This window comes from Litorilinea aerophila (assembly GCF_006569185.2).
Taxonomy (GTDB): Bacteria; Chloroflexota; Anaerolineae; order Caldilineales; family Caldilineaceae; genus Litorilinea; species Litorilinea aerophila.
Window position 1 is genome coordinate 98009 of the sequence record NZ_VIGC02000002.1, and the last position, 18762, is coordinate 116770.

General features: G+C 63.3%; 10 protein-coding genes and 1 riboswitch. Of the genes, 7 read left to right on the forward strand and 3 right to left on the reverse strand.

Annotation, left to right across the window (positions count from 1 at the left end; genetic code table 11):
* Positions 1 to 3 precede the first annotated feature (3 nt).
* Both FKZ61_RS01690 and FKZ61_RS01695 read left to right on the forward strand, forming a co-directional pair.
* Positions 4 to 2919 (forward strand): hypothetical protein, encoded by a 2916-nt coding sequence (locus FKZ61_RS01690; protein ID WP_141608334.1) that lies wholly within the window; start codon positions 4 to 6, stop codon positions 2917 to 2919.
* A 33-nt stretch (positions 2920 to 2952) separates the two neighbouring features.
* The gene (locus FKZ61_RS01695) at positions 2953 to 5730 is read left to right on the forward strand and encodes a hypothetical protein (protein ID WP_141608335.1); all 2778 of its coding nucleotides are present in this window, start codon (positions 2953 to 2955) and stop codon (positions 5728 to 5730) included.
* A gap of 106 nt (positions 5731 to 5836) precedes the next feature.
* On the opposite strand, the gene FKZ61_RS01700 is transcribed toward FKZ61_RS01695, so the two are convergent.
* The 3 genes from FKZ61_RS01700 to FKZ61_RS01710 all read right to left on the reverse strand — a co-directional run bounded on the left by FKZ61_RS01700 (position 5837) and on the right by FKZ61_RS01710 (position 7910).
* Positions 5837 to 6535 carry a response regulator transcription factor gene (locus tag FKZ61_RS01700; RefSeq protein ID WP_141608336.1) on the reverse strand — a complete coding sequence of 233 codons (699 nt, stop codon included), beginning with the start codon at positions 6533 to 6535 and terminating at the stop codon, positions 5837 to 5839.
* A 68-nt stretch (positions 6536 to 6603) separates the two neighbouring features.
* The gene (locus tag FKZ61_RS01705) at positions 6604 to 7236 is read right to left on the reverse strand and encodes a RecX family transcriptional regulator (protein ID WP_141608337.1); all 633 of its coding nucleotides are present in this window, start codon (positions 7234 to 7236) and stop codon (positions 6604 to 6606) included.
* Between the two features lie 11 nt (positions 7237 to 7247).
* Positions 7248 to 7910 carry a response regulator gene (locus tag FKZ61_RS01710; RefSeq protein ID WP_211358361.1) on the reverse strand — a complete coding sequence of 221 codons (663 nt, stop codon included), beginning with the start codon at positions 7908 to 7910 and terminating at the stop codon, positions 7248 to 7250.
* A gap of 283 nt (positions 7911 to 8193) precedes the next feature.
* Between FKZ61_RS01710 and FKZ61_RS01715 the strand changes: the two genes are divergently transcribed.
* The 5 genes from FKZ61_RS01715 to FKZ61_RS01735 all read left to right on the forward strand — a co-directional run bounded on the left by FKZ61_RS01715 (position 8194) and on the right by FKZ61_RS01735 (position 18747).
* Complete coding sequence (locus FKZ61_RS01715; protein WP_141608339.1) at positions 8194 to 13008, forward strand: PAS domain S-box protein; 4815 nt, start codon at positions 8194 to 8196, stop codon at positions 13006 to 13008.
* A gap of 542 nt (positions 13009 to 13550) precedes the next feature.
* The gene (locus FKZ61_RS01720; RefSeq protein WP_141608340.1) at positions 13551 to 15482 is read left to right on the forward strand and encodes a GumC domain-containing protein; all 1932 of its coding nucleotides are present in this window, start codon (positions 13551 to 13553) and stop codon (positions 15480 to 15482) included.
* A gap of 98 nt (positions 15483 to 15580) precedes the next feature.
* Positions 15581 to 16300 (forward strand): YIP1 family protein, encoded by a 720-nt coding sequence (locus FKZ61_RS01725; protein WP_141608341.1) that lies wholly within the window; start codon positions 15581 to 15583, stop codon positions 16298 to 16300.
* Positions 16293 to 17336 carry a hypothetical protein gene (locus tag FKZ61_RS01730; protein ID WP_141608342.1) on the forward strand — a complete coding sequence of 348 codons (1044 nt, stop codon included), beginning with the start codon at positions 16293 to 16295 and terminating at the stop codon, positions 17334 to 17336. The genes FKZ61_RS01725 and FKZ61_RS01730 overlap by 8 nt, the downstream gene beginning before the upstream one ends.
* Positions 17337 to 17395: 59 nt before the next feature.
* Positions 17396 to 17582, forward strand: a riboswitch (FMN riboswitch).
* A 322-nt stretch (positions 17583 to 17904) separates the two neighbouring features.
* Positions 17905 to 18747, forward strand: coding sequence for an ABC transporter permease (locus FKZ61_RS01735; RefSeq protein ID WP_141608343.1), 843 nt, complete (start codon positions 17905 to 17907; stop codon positions 18745 to 18747).
* Positions 18748 to 18762: the final 15 nt, after the last annotated feature.

The following is an 18762-nucleotide window of genomic DNA, read 5'->3' on the forward strand; positions in this document are numbered from 1 at the left end:
GAGATGCGAGCAGTATCGAAGGCTCTGCAATTTGAACGTCAACCCTCTACTCCCCATGAGCTACCCATTGTCTGGACCTCACAGCAGCGGGTGCGCCTGATCGCCCTGCTGGTTGCGCTCCTCTATTTTGGCAGTTCCTTCTTCTTTTTCCGCGGCGTCATCGCCAGCATCCCCGACATCCTGGCCGGCAAAGCCGTGATCAACGGCGACGAGCTGGTCCCTTTTTTCAACCCGGTCAGCCAGCTCATCGATCAGGCGGCCGGAAAGTTCAACCAACTGACCCACGGCTACGAATTTCGGGTGCGCTACGCTTTTCTGACCACGTGGATGCGTTACTACAAGATCCTTCCCTTTGCCATCGTGCTGGTGATTCCGGGTATCACCTTTGCTGGCTATTTGGCGGTAAGCATCTTTCTGAGCCGGAGCTTCAAAAACCTGGCGCCGGAAACCATCTACACGGCCAGCGCAGCCCCTGTGGCAGTCATCTTCCTGATCCTGACCTATTCCAAGATCACCCACTTCTACACCCTGATCTTGGGGTTCAGCATGTTTTTGATTGCGGTGACGCTGGTGACCTATGGCCTCCTGTTTGCCACTCGTCGGCCCTACCGCCCCATCGCGGCCGCGGCCCTGGTGACGCTCTTCAACCCGGCGGTGCACTACCTGATCCTCTTTGCGCTATATCAAAGCATGACCGTGGGCGGCCTGCTGCTGTTGGAAGGCATCCGATTCGTCCGCCTGAAGCCCTGGCAGTTCCTTCCACAATGGCGGGAATGGCTGCCCTACCTCCGTCCCGCCTGGCTCTGGCAACACCGGGAGGCCATCCTCCAGAGCAATGCCGCCCGGGCCATCATCGCCATGATCTTCCTGGGCAGCTTAGCACTGGTGCCCTACGCTCTCTTCGTCAAATTCATTGCCCTACGAGGTGTACCCAACCTGTCCGAGACTGTGCCCGGCGACTTCTATTTCATCACAGATGCCTCGATTCCCATCGCCCACCTCCTGTCTCTGGACATGGCCGGCATCATGGACAAGATGATGACCGGAGACTATCTGGCCCGGGAACCCCGCTATGCCAACATGGTCTACACCGTATCGCTCCTGTTGCCGCTCTTCTGGCCCCAGATGCGACGCCGCCTGTTCAACACAGCGGCCCGGCGGCGTTTCCTCTTTGTGGCCTATCTGAACGTTTTCTTTTCCATGTGGGCGACCCTGGGCTACTCTGAACCAGCGTGGCTGCCCACATTTCATCGAACCATTGCGGCCATCAGCCTGGCGGCCTATGGCATGGAATCAGTGGTGGGCGATCTGATCCTGAAGGTCACCAGCACCATCGTCCAGGTTCTCCGCTTTCCCCACCGCTTCGAGCTGATCCTGTTCATGATGGCCTGCATCCTCATGCCCCTGAGCCTGGCCCAGCTCATCCAGTGGATCCAGGAGCGGCTCCAGGAGTGGGGACGCTGGTCATCGACGGCATGGCGCCGCGTGCTCCACCGGGCCATCGCACCCGGCCTGACTTTACTCTTCTTCGTTCCCCTTTTCAGCAACTGGCAATATCGGGAAACCTTTCTGTCCGGCGATTTCCGCCAGTTTCTGGCTCCCTATCCGGTGACCCTGCTCAAGGAGGTGAAGAGCTTCCTCCAGGGGATGCCCCCGGGCAAGGTGGTGGTGCTCCCGCCCACGGAGACGGCCAAGGTGGTGGTGGACCTCAATGGGGTTGAGCACAAGTTCATCGATAAATTTCACATTTACTACCTGGATCTGCCCAGCTACTACTACGGTTTGACCGGCGATTCGGACAACAAGTTCGAGTTCTTCCTGCTGCTTCGGGCGCTGTACTACCAGCAGGACTGGTGGGTGAACATTGCCCGGGATCTGAATTTGCGCTACATTGTGGTCAACCGGGAGCTGATCGCCAACACGGTTGGCGGCGCCGAATATCTGCGAGAGATCGAGAAGATCATCCTGCCCGAACTGGACCAATTGCCCCAATACCTGCACCGGGTCTACGAAAACGCATCGTATGTGGTCTATCAGTTCACCGATCTCCCTAAAGCCGCCCGGGTGCCCCTCTTCATTGACATGAAGTGGAGCGATTTCATCGCCGCCCTGTCCAGCAACCTGGCCTTGACCCGCTGCTACGACCTTCGTCATCCGGTTGTGTCCGATGATTTGACAGACTACGAACAATTGGTGCTCCTGACCGACGAGCCCCGGGTGGCTGCCCTGGACCTCTACATCAAGGCCCATCCGGAGCGTTTTTTCTCGCCCAGCAGCAGCATTCTGGCCTTCAATCCCAACATCGTGCCCAGTTCCTATTATCTTTCCCCCATGTTTCGACTGTTCCAGTTCTTTTCAGACAGCAAGTGGAATCGCCTTCACATGATCACGCCGGGGCTCTTTGGCACCATCAAGGGCAGTTTTATCGGCGTACCGCGGCCCACCAAGTTCCGCATCGACGTCAAGTTTCCGGCACCAGGACGCTACCGGCTGTTGTTACGCGGTGCCGCGACCGTCAACGCGCTGGAGATGCGGGCCAGTAGCCTGCAGCTCCAACGCCCTGTAACCCTGAAGGCGCAACCCGGCTGGCTGGACTTCTACGACCAGCGGGAAGTGTTCACCAGCCAGCGCACGCCGCTGGACATTTCGCGCTACACCCTGGAGGAGCTGGAACAGTTGATCCCGACCCAAATCGTGGCCGTCAACAATCGCTATCAATACTTCGACCTGGGCACCGTCGAGGTCAACAGTGCCAGAACCGCCATCTTTTATTTCAACAAGCAAGATAGCAACCCCCTGTTGGTGGAAGGAGTGCTGGCGATTCCGGACGAAACATACCAGCGCCTGGACTTGCCGGCCAATGTTCGGTTGGTCCAATCGGCGCGGGAACTGGGCTGCCAACCCCTGACAGCCCCTTGACACGCCCAGGGAGCACAGCAAGGATCAGCAACCATGGACCATCCACCCCAATTTCCCAGGCCATCCGACGAGCCGGAACTGATGCCGGAAGAGGTCCGGTATGCCCCGGCCGACGAGCTGGCCGATCTCGACGAAATCATGAAAGAGGTGGATCAGATTCACAGGGAGGCCGCTGAACCGGCGGCCAGTCGGCCCGCCCCAGGGGCCAGGCGTCTGTCCAGGCTACGGCTCCTCCGTCCCACCCTTCCCCGCTGGGTGACCTGGCTGGCAGCAGGCGGCACAGCGGTGGCAGTGGCCGCCCTGGCCGTCCTGTACCTGCTCGGCATCTTCCCCGGGCGGGCCGGGTTGCCGGCATTCTCGCTGCCCCTGGTGGAGGACTTCAGCGCCGCGGATCTGCAACGCTGGATCGTTCATGAAGGGGTCTGGACCCTGCGGGAAGATCGCCTGGTTCAACTGGCCAATCTGGAAGGGCCGGCCCAGATCTACCTGCCGTATGAGATGCCGGCGGAACAACCCTACCACCTGAGCGCATATCTGATTTTGGGGCGGACCACCCGTGCCGCAGGCCTCAACTTCAATGCCCAGTACCCCGAACCCTGGGCCCGGCAGCATCAGGTCTACATCGCTCGTGCCACGACCACGGACGAAGGTCTGGAAGGCGGCGAAGGCGAGGCGGCTCCCCTACAACTGGTGGCCGGCTTTACCGACGAAAGCGGCCAGTTCGTGCAACAGGTCAGCGTACCCTTCACCCTCGACACCGGGCAATATCGCCTGGATGTCTACGTCCTGGGCAACAGTTACACCGTACAACTCAACGGCCAGACCCTGATCGAGCGGCGCCCCCTCTTCTACAGCGGGGGGTTGCTGGGATTTGTCAGCCAGGGTACAGCCCGGTTTGACACCCTGAAAGTGACCGCTGCTGAAGTCCGGGATCCGGGTGAACAGGTTTACACCAGTGACTTCGACCAGACACCAGGGGGAGCAGGCTGGGTCCCCCTCAGTGGCACCTGGGAACTGAGCGACGGGGAGCTGGTACAGACCAACCCCGCCATCATCGACGCAGCCATCGGTTACGAAGGGAGCGCCTTCGAAAACTATGTGGTCCAGGCTACCTTCCGCCACCTGGTGGGCGTGGGCGGTGGCCTGCTGTTCAACATGGTCTCCCCTTATCAGATCAACAGCGCCTATGTGGTCCGCTATTCGGAGCAGGCGGACGCCGTCTTCTGGGGATTTTTCGACGAACAGGGGATTTTTACCCGTCAGGGCTACGTAGACACGGCGCCGGCAGGTCGGGAGCCCCACACCCTGGCGGTTTATGTGGGGGTAGAAAGCTACGACATCTATCTGGACGATCAGCTGCTAGCCCGGAATGTGCCCCTACAGGCCCTTGCACCGGCGCAGGAACCCGGCCGGAGCGGCGGCCACATCGGCCTGATCACAGCGCGCAGCAGCGTCGCCTACAGCCTGGTGGAGGTCTTTCCCCTCTTCGACAACGCTCAAATGAAGCTTCCCAGGCCCCAACCTCTCCAATCCCAGAGCCCGGCCAGCACTCCAGCCCAGGCAGACGCGACGGCCACTCCGGCAGCATCCACGGTGCCGGCGGAACCCACACCCCTGCCCGCCACGCCCACCGCCCGGGCCACCCGGCCTCCGGCACCTGCGACCCCGCTGCCCGCCTCCAGCCAGACGATTGTTCCAGGGAGCCTGGGCTGGCAGTCCGAGTTCCGGGGCGATCTGATCGGCGCGGGCTGGCGGCCCATCAGCGGCCAGTGGCAGTTCAGCAACGGCACCCTGGTGCAAAATGATCCCAACGGCATCGATCTGGCCATCGTCTACACAGGGCAGGCTTTTCAAGAGTACACCTACCAGGTGAGCTTCACCCACCAGACCGGCCACGGCGCGGGCATCCTCTTCAACATGCCCTACCAGAACCAGCTTGCCGGCGCCCACATGGTCCGCTTCTCAGAACGGCGACCCGGGGGGATCTTCTGGGGCTATTTCGATGAAACGGGTAAATTCGTGGGCCAGGGCTACGCCAACGTCACACCGCCGGCCGACGCCCGCCACACCCTGCAAGTGGCCAGCGGCCAGGACAGCTACAGCATCACCCTGGATGGCTTCCTGCTGGCAGCCGACGTCCCCCTCCATCAAAATTATGGCTACGTAGGCCTGGTCACCGTCCAGAGCACGGCCAGCTTTGACCAAATCCAGGTGGGCGATCTGGTGGATCTGGCAACTGCGACGACCACGGCCGACCCGTCTGTCCTGGCACTCCAACTGGCCCCAGGCGCCGCGGTGGATACCAACGCGTCATCCGACCGGCGGGTGCTCAGCGGCCAGTGGGAGATCGAGGAGGGCGTCTATCGTCAGATTTCCCCAGCGCCGGCAGACTATATCCTCAACACCGGCGTCTACGCGTCGAATTACCGCATCGAAGCCACCATTGCCCTGCCGGTCAAACCGGACGCGGGCGGTGGCTTCGTGCTCCATATGCCGGAACGGGGGCGCAAAAATGGCGCGAGCATCGTCCGCCTGATCAACGGCGGGACGGGGCTCTTCTGGGGAGTTTACGATGCGGCCGGCACTTTTCTGGGCCGTCAATCGGTGGAACTCCCCCCCAAGCCCGAGGGCGACAACGTCTTCCATCTCCGGGTGGAAGTGCGAGGGGCAGAAATGGACCTGTTCGTCGATGAGGTGGAAATTGCCCGGGGAATCCAACTGCCCCGGAGCGAAGGCTGGGTTGGCCTGATCGCGTTTGGCGGGCCGGTGACCTTCACGGATCTACAGATCACCGTGGCCGGCATCCAATAGGGAAATCGCCCTCAGAAAGCCCAGGCTCAGAAGCCTGTGGGGATTGGCACCCTTTCGCAGTCAGGCGAACGGAACTATTGACGAGGTACCCAAGCGGGCGGAATGCTCAAGGAGCGTCGGCAGGGGAAAAACTATATCCCAGCGGCCCCACGTCCTGAATATAGCGGGGATGGTCGGGATCGGGCTCGATTTTACGCCGCAAGTGCCAGATGTAGAGGCGGAGGTAGTCCAGATCCTCCGCGTATTCCTGCCCCCAAACCTGCTCCAGCAGCTTACGGGCCTCCAGCACTTGCCCCCGATTCTTGACCAGGGTGGCCAGGAGCTGATACTCCATGGGCGTCAGTTTCACCGCCCTGCCCTGGATGGCAATCCGCTGGGATTCCAGGTCGATGGAGAGGTAATCATCGTGGTAGCGGACCCTGCCGAAGGTGGGGTCCGGCGCCTGGGCCCGCCGCAAATTAGCCCGGACCCGGGCCATCAGGGGTTTCAGGCGAAAGGGCTTGGTGACATAGTCGTCCGCGCCCAGATCCAGGCCGCGTACCACCGCCTCGTCGCTGCCCTGGGCAGTCAACATGATGATGGGGACCTGAGACTGGCTGCGGATCCGTCGGCAGACCTCGAAGCCATCCATGCCCGGCATGTTGATGTCCAGGATCACCAGGTCAAAGGGCTCGGCTTGAAATTTGCGCAGACCCTCCTCACCGTCTCCGGCCGCAACCACTTCATAGCCGCCCCCCCTCAACATGTAAACCACCAGTTCCGACAGGACGGAATCATCATCAATGACCAGAATACGGTTCCCCATCCGGTGTCATATCCCCTGATTCGTGCCCGTTCGCATCCACCGGTGTAATCCTATCAAGCGGCCACTTCTCAGCTTTCCTCATCCTGCACCGTCTCCCAGGCCCGCTGACAGACGGTTCGGGCCACCTGGTAGTCGAAGCCACGCCGGGCCAGGTACCCCATCACCTTCTTCTCAAACGCCTCCCAGGGCAGGCCCTTCCAGCGGGCAAGCCTCTGGGTCACAGCGGCCCAGGCCAACGCCTCCCCGTCCAGCCCCGCCAGCACCTGCTCGATGATGGCCGGTTCGATGCCCTTCTCCCGCAGCTCCTGGCGCAGCGCGCGGGCACTGCGGGGCCGGAAGCGCCCCCGGTTCTCCACCCAGAAGCGGGCAAAGGCCTGGTCGTCCAAAAAGCCCTGTGCCTCCAGCCGGGCTACGGTGCTCTCGATGACATCCGCCTCGTAGCCCTTCTCCCGCAGGTAGCGAATCAGCTCCTGTCGGCTGCGGGGGCGGTAGCCCAGAAAACGCACCGCGCGCTGATAGGCCAGATCTCGCTCCCCCTCCTGGCGCAGCCGGGCCACCTCCTCCTCGGTGAGCTCTTGCCCCCTCTTCAAGCGGGCGGCCGTCAGAATGTTGACGGCAAACGCGTATTCCCCGTCCAGGTAGACGTTAACCCGCTCTCGATTTCGTTTTTGCACGCGTAGGGCGGTGATGGTTGGCGCCATGGCAGGGATCGTCAACGGGAAGAGGGGACGTGATTCTCGATGTGATGGCGGACCGCGTAGGCTGCCGCCTCCGCCCGGGAGGAGAGGTTCAGCTTGCTCAGGATGGAACTCACGTAGTTGCGCACCGTCTTCTCGGAAAGGAAGACCTGCCGGGCAATCTCCTTGTTGGTCAAGCCCCGGGTAATCAGGGAAAGGATCACCAGCTCCTGGTCCGTGAGAGAGGCAAAGGCCTCTTCCTCGGCCCGGCGGGCATTGGTGCGTACCTGCTCGAACACCTTCTGGGTCACCGCTGGATCCAACAGGGATTCTCCCCGGGCTACCGTCTTCAGCGCCCGCACCAGGTCATCGCTGCCGATCTGCTTGAGGACATAGCCGGCCGCGCCTGCGGCGATGGCGTCGAAGAGCATCTCGTCCTCCGCGTAGGAAGTCAGCATGATCACCCGGGTCTCAGGTCGCCGGGCCAGGATCTCCCGGGTGGCTTCGATGCCGCTCTTGCCGGGCAGCCGTACATCCATAATCACCACATCCGGCTGCACGTAGAGGGCCTTCTCCACCGCTTCCTGGGCATCGGCCGCTTCGGCCACCACCTCAAACTCGGGATAGGCCGAGAGCAGGGTCTTCAGCCCGATCCGCACCACTTCGTGATCGTCTACCAGAAGGATTCGTAAATGCATGGCTTCGGTCATATTCCTGTGGATGCCTGGACGGGCTAGCCAGAGCCGGAAGAGGCAGGAACCCGTCCCGCCGCAAATCGGTTGTATTGTATCACACTTGCCACATTTGATAAGCATGAACGCGACAAAAAGCCCATCTCCTTCCGTACATCCCGCCGTCGATGATTCGTCCGGGAGTCGTTTATAGTAGAAGGGCCCACCTTACGGAAAATACGGTATAATAGACGGCGGCGCGGTGAAGCTTGCGAAAAAGTAGGGTTCAGAAAATCAGGAACGAGGGGACATGAAGCACCAGAACGACCATAGCCAGCAGCTCCACGAAGAACTGCAGGCCTTACGACGGCGGGTGGAAAACCTGGAACGGGGCCTACCCTGGCTCTTTGAACAGGGCGTGTTCGCCCGCTCTTTCATCTATTTCCGCTATCAACTGGAACCGTCCCCCCAACTGACTTACATCAGCCCGGCCGTGGAGCACCAGATCGGCATCCGGCCCGAGGCATTCTACGCCGATCCCGACCTGTGGGAAAGCCTGGTCCACCCCGACGACCGACAGAAGCTCTTGGACGCGGTGCAAACGGGCGCTGTGGCCATAGCGCCCGTGACCTGCCGCTGGCGCACCCAGGACGGCTCCTGGCGGTGGATGGAAGAGTATCTGCAGCTGGAGGTAGACGGCCAGGGACGGATGATCGCGGTGACCGGCATTGCCCGGGACATCACCCAAAGGCGGCAGATGGAGGAGGCCCTGCGGCAGAACGAAAGCCGCTTCCGAACCCTCTTCGCCGAGGCCCCCATCGGCCTGGCCCTGGTGGACGCCGCCGGCCATCCCGTCGAAGTCAACCGGGCCCTGATCCAGATGCTGGGCTACAGCGCAGATGAACTCCAGCGGATGGCCTTCACCGACTTCACCCACCCCGAAGATGTGGACGTGGACTGGAGTCTCTACCAGGAGTTGATCGCCGGCCTGCGCACCCACTACGAAATCGAAAAGCGCTACATCCGCAAAGACGGCCAGACCATCTGGGGCCGCCTGGTAGTCTCCCTCCTCCACGACGCCGACGGCAACCCGGACCTGGGGGTCGGCATGGTGGAGGAGATCACCCACCGCAAGGCGGCCGAGGAGATTCTGCGCCAGAACGCGGAGCGCCTCCACACCCTGTTTGCCCAATCGCCCGTGGGCATTGTCATCGGCGACGACGAGCGAGTCCTGGAGGCCAACCCGGCCGCAGCCCAGCTCTTCGGCTATGCCGACCCCGCCCACATGGTCGGGCGCCCCCTGATGGCCCACGTGGCGCCTCGCTCCCTGCAGACAGCCAGCCAGCGCAACAATGACCTGGTGACCGGCCGCTCCGGCTATACCCGGGACACCGGCGACGCCATCATCGAGCTGGTGGGCCTGCGCCAGGACGGCAGCGAGTTCCCCATGCTGGTTTCCGTCAACCGCATCCAGCTCCCCGAGGGGCCGGCCTCCCTCTTCTTCATCACCGACCTCAGTGCCTACCGGGAGGTCCAGGAAGTGGCGGCCAGCCACGAACGGCGCTTCCGCCAGGTGCTGGAACACCTGCCTGTGGCCGTGGCGGTGGTGGATGCTGCCGGACGGCTGGAATACATCAACCGCAAGCTGCAAGAGAATTTCGGCTACAGCCCAGAAGCAATCCCCACCCTGGACGCCTGGTGGCAACGGGTCTGTCCGGACGAGAGTGACCGGGCCCGGGTGCAGCAGCAGGCCCGTCAAATGCAGCAGCAGGCCCTGGAGAGCGGCCAGGAAAGCGGGCCCGAGATGGTGAAGATCACCTGTCAGGACGGCTCGGTCAAAGACGTGGAGCTCCGCTACATGGTACTGGGCGATCTGGGCATCTGGACGCTCCACGACATCACGCCCCTGGTCCAGGCTGAGCAAGCCCTGCGACGCCAGCGCCAGCGGGCCATGGCCCTGCGTCAGGCCGGGATCGCCCTCAACTCCACCCTGGACCTGGACCGGCTGCTGGACATCATGCTGGAGCAGATCGAGACAGTCATCCCCTACGACGCAGCCAACATCATGCTCCTGGATGGCCGCCGGGCACGCCTCATGCGGACCCGGGGCTACGAAAAGTTCGATCCCAATTACCAGGAACGACTGGTGGATTTCTATCTGGATCTGGATAGCACCCGCAACCTGCGCCAGCTTTATGAGACCCGCCAGCCCCTGGTCATTCCGGACGTCACCCAGTATCCGGGCTGGATTCCCCACAGCCTGCTGGAGCAGCTTCACTCCTGGCTGGGCGCGCCCCTCGTGGTTCAAGACCAGGTGATCGGATTCATCGCCCTGGATAAAGTCGAGCCCGGCTACTACCAGGAGGAGGACGGGGAAACCCTGGCCATGTTTGCCAGCCAGGCGGCCATGGCCCTGGAAAATGCTCGCCTCTTCGCCGACGTCCAGCGCCAGGCCGCCGAAGCTGAGACCCTGCGCCAGGCCGGTGCGGCCGTCGCTGCCACCCTGGACCGGGACGAGGCCATCGAGCGCATCCTGGAGCAGCTCCAGCGGGTGGTTCCCTACGACACCGCCTCGGTGCAACTGCTGGAAGGCACCGACTCGGTGGTGGTAGGTGGCCGGGGCTTCCCAGACCTGAACGCAGTGCTGGGGCTGCGCTTCCCCATCGACGATCCCCTGGCGCCCACGTCGGTCATCTATCAGGAAAAACGGACCCTGATTTTAGAAAACGGGCCCGAAGTCTACGAAACCTTCCGGCATCCCCCCCACGACCACGTACGGGGCTGGCTGGGGGTGCCCCTGCGCCTGCAGAACCAGGTCATCGGCATGATCGCCCTGGACAGCACCCAGGTGGGCCGTTTCAACGAACATCACGCCCGGCTGGCCAGCGCCTTCGCCGACCAGGTGGCCGTGGCCCTGGAAAACGCCCGCCTCTTTGCCGAAGCCCAGAAAGCCCGGGAAGTGGCGGAAGAGGCGACCCGGGCCAAGAGCGAGTTCGTGGCCAACATGAGCCACGAGATCCGCACGCCCCTCAACAGCATCATCGGCATGACCAGCCTCCTGCTGGACACCCCCCTCAACGACGAGCAGCGGGACTTTGTGGAGACGGTGCGCAAGAGTGGCGATGCCCTGCTGGCCGTCATCAACGACATCCTGGACTTCTCCAAGATTGAGTCCCGCCGGCTGGAGCTGGAGTACCTCTCCCTGGACCTGCGTCAATGTGTGGAATCGGCCCTGGATGTGGTGGCCATGAACGCGGCGGCCAAGGGGCTGGAACTCACCTACCTCCTGGGCGACGACGTGCCCGTCCACATCATGGGGGACATCACCCGCCTGCGCCAGATCCTGGTCAACCTGTTGGGCAACGCGGTGAAATTCACCGAGGCCGGCGAAGTGAACGTGACCGTCACTGCCTCTCCTCTGTCCGGGCCGCCCGAAGCAAAGTTCATGAACACGCCCCTGGCCCAGCTGGCCGGCACCAACGTCTGGTACGACCTGCACATCGCCGTCCGCGACACGGGCATCGGCATTCCGCCGGACCGGATGGACCGGCTCTTCCAATCCTTCAGCCAGGTAGACGCCTCCACCACCCGTCGCTTCGGGGGGACGGGCCTGGGCCTGGCCATCAGCCGCCGGCTGGCCGAACTCATGGGCGGCACCCTGTGGGCGGAGAGTACGGGCGTACCCGGGGAAGGGACCACCTTCCATCTGGAACTGCCAGTCCAGACGGCGCCCGAGTGCGCAGCCCGGCCCACACCGGCCCCGGCACTGCTCGCCGGCAAGCGAGTGTTGGTGGTGGATGACCACGAAAACAACCGCAAGATTCTGGCCATCCAGACGGCCCGCTGGCAGATGGAGCCCGTCACCGCCCCGGACGCCCGTACTGCGCTCCAGCTGGTGGAGTCTGAAGGCCCCTTCGACCTGGCCATTTTGGACGTCCAGATGCCCGAGATGGACGGCATCACCCTGGCCCAGAAGCTCCGCCAGATGCCGGCTACCCGGGAGCTGCCCATCATCATCCTCACGCCCCTGGGCATGCGGGAAACGTTGCCGGAGGAGTTGGAATCGGCGGCCTATCTGCACAAGCCGGTGAAACCGGCCCAGCTCCAACAGGTCATCCTCCAGGCCCTGGCCCACGAAAAGATTACCGTCCGCCCCGAAGAGACGGCCCGCTGGGATCGAGAGATGGGTAAACGCTATCCCCTGCGCATTCTGCTGGCCGAGGACAATCTGGTGAACCAGAAGGTGGCGCTCCTCATGCTCAACCGCCTGGGTTACCGGGCCGACGTGGCCGGCAACGGCTATGAAGTCCTGGCTGCCCTGCGCCGCCAGCCCTATGACCTGATCCTGATGGATGTCCAGATGCCGGAGATGGACGGGGAGGAGACCACCCGGCGCATCCGGGCTCACTTCCCGGCCGAACGCCAGCCCTACATCATCGCCCTGACCGCCCACGCCTTCCAGGAAAGCCGGGCCCAGTATCTGGCTGCAGGCATGGACGATTACTTGAGCAAGCCCCTGGAGATGGAACAGCTCATCGCGGCCCTGGAAACCTGTTACCAGGCGCTACACAGCCAGGACAGTGAACAGGGCCGGGAACAGAGTCGGGAACAGAGTCGGGAACAGACCCGCGAGAAAGGGAGCGCTCCGGAAGACACGTGTGAAAACGCCCGGCCCGCGGAGCAGCTACCGGCGGCTCACAACGATGGCCCGCCAGCCAGAAGCCAGATGTCGGAAGTGGCCGCGGTTCGCCAGGCTTTGGCCGAGCTGCACGAAGACCTGGGGGAAGCAGCAGGCCAGTTTTTGCCCAATCTGCTCCAGGAGTACCAGACCAACGCCGCCCGCCTGATCGCCCAGATGGAGCTGGCCCTGCGGAACGGTGACCAGCGCACCCTGCACCGGGCCGCCCACACCCTCCACTCCACCAGCAGCATGTTCGGCGCCAGCCGGCTGGCGGAACTCTGTCTACGCCTGGAGGGACTGGCCCAAGAAAACGGGAAAAAATCCCCTCCCGCTGACGCCGCATCCCAGGCCTGGCACGAGCAGCGCCACCTGGTGGCCGAGATCCAGGCGGAATTTTCCCAGGTCCAGGTGGCCCTCCAGGAAGCCACCCGGCTGTTGGTATGAGCCAGCAGGGGCCGGCCGCGGCCGTGCCCCTGCTGAATGCCGCCTCTCGTAGAATCTCGCCCTATCCTCCCTCATCCGCCGACGACTTTCCCCGCCTCCCCTATCTTTCCCCCACCAGCGTCTCGGCCAGACACCACTTCTTCCCGTCAAGCTACCACAGTCTGGCGTAAATACCACGGCAGAAATTCCGGGTGCCCTCTGGGCGCGCTACCTCTGGTGGGAACAATCGACGAATTTCTGCCGGGATTTACTACATCATCCAGACCGGGTCGATCAGTTCGCTTCCACAAGGGGTTGATGTATAATCAGCCCCAGGCTGACAGCGCCTTGGTAAAAAGGGGCCGTCCCATCCGGGAGGCAGCACAGGGATGAATTTGTCAGGTCAAATTTCCCCATGGATGTCAGGTGCAGCCCTGTCAGCTGAAATTCAGTAGTTCATGATGACGCGGAGTGGGCATCCTCAGATGCCGGGCCTGGTGGAACGGAGCTGCATCTAAGGATGCGCACTCCGCAAATGGATCATCGTCAGGGGAAAGAGATACATGAGTGTAGAACCCATGGATGTACCGACGCCACACCAGCAATGGGTGGCCGAAGATGAGATCGACTTACGGCAGTATCTGGAAGTGTTGCTCCGCTGGTGGCGCGAGATTGTGGGCCTGACCCTGGCCGCGGTGGTGCTGGCCGCGGTGGGCGTCCTCATCCTGCGCCAGTTCCAGACACCTGTCTATGCGGCCAGCGCCTCGGTGGCTATTGTGCGCACCATCAGCGACGTGAACTTCGACCCCCGCTTCCGCACCACCTCTGAAGATACCACCAACAGTACAGCCGCCACTGCCCGGCGCAGCGCCCTGGTCAGCCTGGCCACCAGCGGCGCCATCGCCCAGGCCGTGGCCGCAGAGCTGGGGGATATGCTCAGCGAGGAAGAACGTCAGCCGGGCACGCTGGTAGAAATGGTTACGGCATCGCTCGCCCAGCCGACAGGGAGCCGAACCGGAGACAGCGATCTGATTCGCATCACGGTAGAGGCGGACTCGCCGGAAAAAGCCGCCGCCATCGCCAATACCTGGGCCCGCATCTACGTGGACCAGGTGAACACGGTATACGGCCAGGTGCCAGATGAACTCCTCAACTCCATCCAGGCGGAACTGGCCAAGGCCCAGGAAAAGTACCAGCAGTCCCAGGCCCAGCTGGAGCAGTTCATCGCCCAAAGCCGGGTGGACGAGCTGAATCGGCTGGTGGCCGAGAAGCAGGACATCATCGACAACCTCCAGCGGGGCAAACGCACGGCCATCGCTGCCCTGGTGGACGAAGCGGTCAAAGCCCGACAGGAAGTGATTGCAGCCTATCTGGAAGCCCAGACCCGCAATCAGCTGGTGGCTTTCAACAAAGAACAGGAAGGCCAGCGAGCCCTGGTGACCGCCTATCTGGACGCGGTGAACAACACCCAGGTCCAGGCCTTCCAGCAACAGGTGGAACGAATCCAGCAAGCCCTGACCGACGCCAGCCAGGCCCGACGCCGGGCCCTGCGGCTGGTGGGAGATGCCCAGGCGCTGCGGGAGCAGGTGGCCAATGGCGGCCCAGAGGGACTGACCAGCAGTGCCCAGGCGTTACAGGTGCTCAAGCTCCAGTCCTTTACCCAGCTCCTGGCCCAGAACACCATTTCTAACATCGACCTGGCTATGCCAGAAATGACCGCCCCCACAAGCCTGCAGATCCAGGCGCCGGATGCCACCCTGCAGTTTCTGTTGGAAACTGAGCCGAACCTGACGGTGGAGGGCATGTTGGCCGACATCGACGCCCTGATCGATTCCCTGAACGCCCGCATCACCCGGCTGGATCAGCAAATCGAAAGCCTGACGGCCCAGGCCCTGAGCGGAGACGCCTATCAGCATCTGGGCGAGAAGGTCCCCACCGAGAGCGAGCTGATTCAGGCCATCCAGGAGCAGTATCCCCAGCTCTTCCAGACGGGGGATGTGGCTGCCCTGGGCGAGGCGGTGGGCACGGACAACCCGCTGGCAACCCTGGCCCGGGAAAAGGCCGCTGCCCTCCTGGAACTGAAGGAACTCCAGAGCATTCCCGACTTCAGCACCGACGACCAGCCCCTGTCCCAGGCCATTGCACAACTGGAGGGTGAAGTCCAGGGCTTGAAGGCCCAGCTGGAGGCCGAGACGGCCCGGGGACGAGAACTTACCCAATCCCGGGACCTGAACTGGGAAACCCTGAAGACGTTGAACAGCAAGGTGGCCGAGCTCAACCTGGCCCGGGCAGCGGCGGGCAGCGAAGTGCGCCTGGCAGCTTCGGCCATCCCGCCCGTGGAGCCGGTCCCCACGGTGCGCCTGCTCATGGTCGTCGGCGTGACCGGGGCCATGGCGTTGATGCTCTCGGTCTTTGTGGCCTTTGTAGCCGATTTTCTGGGCAAGGAGCCTTTCTTCGCAAACCTGCGGCGCCAGAGTTCACCGGCCGCGGGGTAAGGACCTGGCGTGCCCCAAACCCGGTTCCCAGGCCTTGATGTCATGTTGTTTGTGGCGTAGCAAACTGGCCTGCGCCACACCGTCTAGAAGGGAGCTGCATGGAGCCGGCGGAACTGCCATCGTTCGGGCGAATACTCCGTGGCGCGCTCTCATTGGATGAGGGGATCTTCGCCACCATCCAACATGCGCCCCAGGGACTCTGGATTGCGTTGGCCGTGGTCGGGCTGGCCGGCCTGTCCGAGTCCCTGGGGCAAAGTGTGGTTCTCTTCATCAACCGGGTGCGCCCGCGCCGCTTCATCCTGGCGCTGGCCATTTCGGCCGTCAGCCACCTCTTCGGCTACCTGCTGTGGACCATCTGCGTGTGGCTGATCGGCAACCATGTCTTCGATCGGCGACAGGCCCTGCCGGAGGTGGCGGCCGTGGTCGGCCTGGCCTACGCCCCCCAGTTGCTGGCATTCTTCGAGCTGACCCCCTTTCTGGGCAACGCCTTTTCGGTGTTGCTCTCCCTGTGGAGCATGGTGGCCATCCTGGTGGCCATCCGGGTGGGCTTCCAGCTGGAGACGTGGCAGGCCCTGGTGGCCAGCGGTCTGGGCTGGGCCCTGATCCAGATCTACCGGCGCACTGTGGGGCGCCCCATCTACAGCCTGGGTCGCTGGCTGGCCCGACGCGCAGCGGGAGTCCCCCTCCAATTTACCGAAAAGGATCTCCCCCGGCTACGTCGCCGCCCTCGCTTCCTGGAAAGCTGGGACCGGTGGCCCCACCGCCCCGGCCGCTCGCGGACATCCCACAAGGCCTCAAAGGAGCAACCCGGTGGTTGATACGTTGAGCGATCTCCTCATGCTGATCGGGTTGGTGCTGGCCGGCCTGCTGGTCTGGGCCGCCCTTTCCCCCTTCGAGATGCTGGGCTGGTGGGCAGGCTGGTTCGGCGATCAGATTTACGACGACGGGATCCCGTCCGACGGGCTGGTGCGCACCGTGCGCCCCCAGCGGAACAGCTACCTGATCTTCCTCTCTGGCATTGGGCGGGTATCGGGCGCCACCCTCAGCTACCGGGAGCAGGAATTCCTGCGGCGACTGGCGTTGGTGCTGCCCCACACGGTCATCATCGACGACATTTTCCCCTACTCCGTCAACAACCTGGCCCTGACCGGGCAGCCTGTTTTTGCCCGGCTGTGGCGTTGGGCGCTGGAACGGAAGATCCATGGCCCGACCATCGCCGGCTATCTCATCAACCTGCGCAACATCTGGCAGGTGTTAATTTCGGCCGACAAACGGTACGGCCCCCTCTACAACCAGGCCACGGCCGAAGTGCTCCTCCACGGCCTGTTGCGCTACGAATACCCCCTCAACAACCCCTTGCCCATCTTCGTGATGGGCTACAGCGGCGCTGGCCAGATGGCCGTGGGCGCGGCCACCTACCTCAAAGAGTGGCTGCGGGCACCGGTCTACATCATCTCCCTGGGCGGCATCTTCAGCAGCGACCCCGGCCTGCTGGCCGCGGACCACCTCTACCACCTCTACGGCAGCGAGGACAAAATCCAGCGACTGGGCGATCTGGCCCCCGGACGCTGGCCCATCTTCGCCGCTTCGGAGTGGAACCGGGCCCGCCGCCAGGGAAAGATCACCCGAATCCCCATGGGCCCCATGCGCCACACCGGCCAGGGAGGGTATCTGGATGCCAAAAGCCACCTGCCGGACGGCACCGCCTACGTGGACCGCACAGTCCAGACGGTGGCCGACATCGTCCGGCGGCACACCAGCCACCTCCCAACCCTGACACTCGAGGCGGACGGGGCCATCCCCTGGGAGCAGGACAGGGCCACGGTCGCCGCCCACCTGATCCGCAGGTCCTGAGGGTTTGACGGCCGCGCTCCCTGCCGCTATACTGATACACAAATCGAATACGACTGACAGAGTACCTTCGGGGCAAGGTGAGGACCCGGCCCAGGGCTGGGGTCCAATTCCTGACCGGCGGTGATCTGGCCCAACAGGGTCAGTAAGCCCGCGAGCGGCCTGGCGTACCAGGCCGCAGGAGTGCGGTGCGCTGGGAAACCAGCAAAGCCGACGCCGACGGTATAGTCCGGATGGGAGAAGGTCTTGACAGAGACAGCGCAACCGGAAAGGCCGGTTGGCGCCTCTTTGTGCTACGGATTTGTGCTACGGAAAACGCCCCGGAGTCTTGACATCCAAGACTTCGGGGCGTTGTGATCCGGCGGGCAGCTAACCCCGCCAGGAAGCCCGTGGACACCGAGGAGGCGCCTGCCGTCTGATGCCTGGCCGGTGGGCTGTGTCCCCGCGGGCTGGGCCCTGGGGAGGCGAGACGTGGACAGGTCCCGAAGTGTACAGATGAAACTTCGGGACCTTCTTCATTGGAACTTTATTGGAAGAGGAGCCCGGAGAGAATGAGGAGAAGAGCGCGGCCATGACCTTCGAAGCAAAGGTGAAAACCCAGACGGACCGTCCCCGGGGCGAGGGGACCTCAGCGCCGGGGCATTCAGCGGGCTGGCTCCTGCAACACCTGGAGTACCTGCTGGTGCCGGTGGTGTTGGGGCTGGGCCTCTTCGTGTGGGATCGGCTGGTGGTGTGGCAGGGCTATCCGCCCTTCATCCTGCCGGCACCGGCGGTTGTCTTTCGCAAATTTCTGCTCACCCTCCAGGATGGCACCCTGGTCCGCCACGGCCTGGTGACCCTGCTGGAGGTCCTTTTGGGACTGGCCCTGGGCCTGAGTCTGGCCTTCGTCCTGGGCTATTGGCTGGGGAAACATCGGGGCGCGGAGCGGCTGCTCTCTCCCTACATCGTGGCCAGCCAGAGCGTGCCCATCGTGGCCATTGCCCCGCTGCTGGTCATCTGGTTTGGCAGCGGCCTGCTGAGCAAAGTCCTGGTTTGCGGGCTCATCACCTTCTTTCCCACCCTGGTCAGCACCATGGTGGGCATCCGCAACGTGGACCGGGACCTCTACGACCTCATGCGCAGCCTGCGGGCCAGCCGCTGGCAGATCTTCCGGCTGTTGGAGCTGCCGGCCGCGCTGCCCATCATCTTCGGCGGGCTAAAGCTGAGTGTGATCTTGGCGGTGGTGGGCGCCGTGGTGGGCGAATTCTCCGGCGCGGATGTGGGGCTGGGCTTCCTGATCAACCTGGCCCGGGGCGTGTTGGACACGCCGCTGATGTTCGTCGCCGTGATCGCCCTGATCCTGCTGGCCCAGCTCTTGTATCTGGGCGTCTCCCTGTTGGAGAGCTACTGCCTGCGCTGGCAGCGGGCAGCCTGATGGTGTGGAATCCGA

Bases quoted from the DNA above. Each gene is read 5' to 3' on its own strand.
- FKZ61_RS01690 (WP_141608334.1), top strand. From the start codon at position 4: ATGCGAGCAGTATCGAAGGCTCTGCAATTTGAACGTCAACCCTCTACT.
- FKZ61_RS01695 (WP_141608335.1), top strand. From the start codon at position 2,953: ATGGACCATCCACCCCAATTTCCCAGGCCATCCGACGAGCCGGAACTG.
- FKZ61_RS01700 (WP_141608336.1), bottom strand. From the start codon at position 6,535: ATGGGGAACCGTATTCTGGTCATTGATGATGATTCCGTCCTGTCGGAA.
- FKZ61_RS01705 (WP_141608337.1), bottom strand. From the start codon at position 7,236: ATGGCGCCAACCATCACCGCCCTACGCGTGCAAAAACGAAATCGAGAG.
- FKZ61_RS01710 (WP_211358361.1), bottom strand. From the start codon at position 7,910: ATGCATTTACGAATCCTTCTGGTAGACGATCACGAAGTGGTGCGGATC.
- FKZ61_RS01715 (WP_141608339.1), top strand. From the start codon at position 8,194: ATGAAGCACCAGAACGACCATAGCCAGCAGCTCCACGAAGAACTGCAG.
- FKZ61_RS01720 (WP_141608340.1), top strand. From the start codon at position 13,551: ATGAGTGTAGAACCCATGGATGTACCGACGCCACACCAGCAATGGGTG.
- FKZ61_RS01725 (WP_141608341.1), top strand. From the start codon at position 15,581: ATGGAGCCGGCGGAACTGCCATCGTTCGGGCGAATACTCCGTGGCGCG.
- FKZ61_RS01735 (WP_141608343.1), top strand. From the start codon at position 17,905: ATGACCTTCGAAGCAAAGGTGAAAACCCAGACGGACCGTCCCCGGGGC.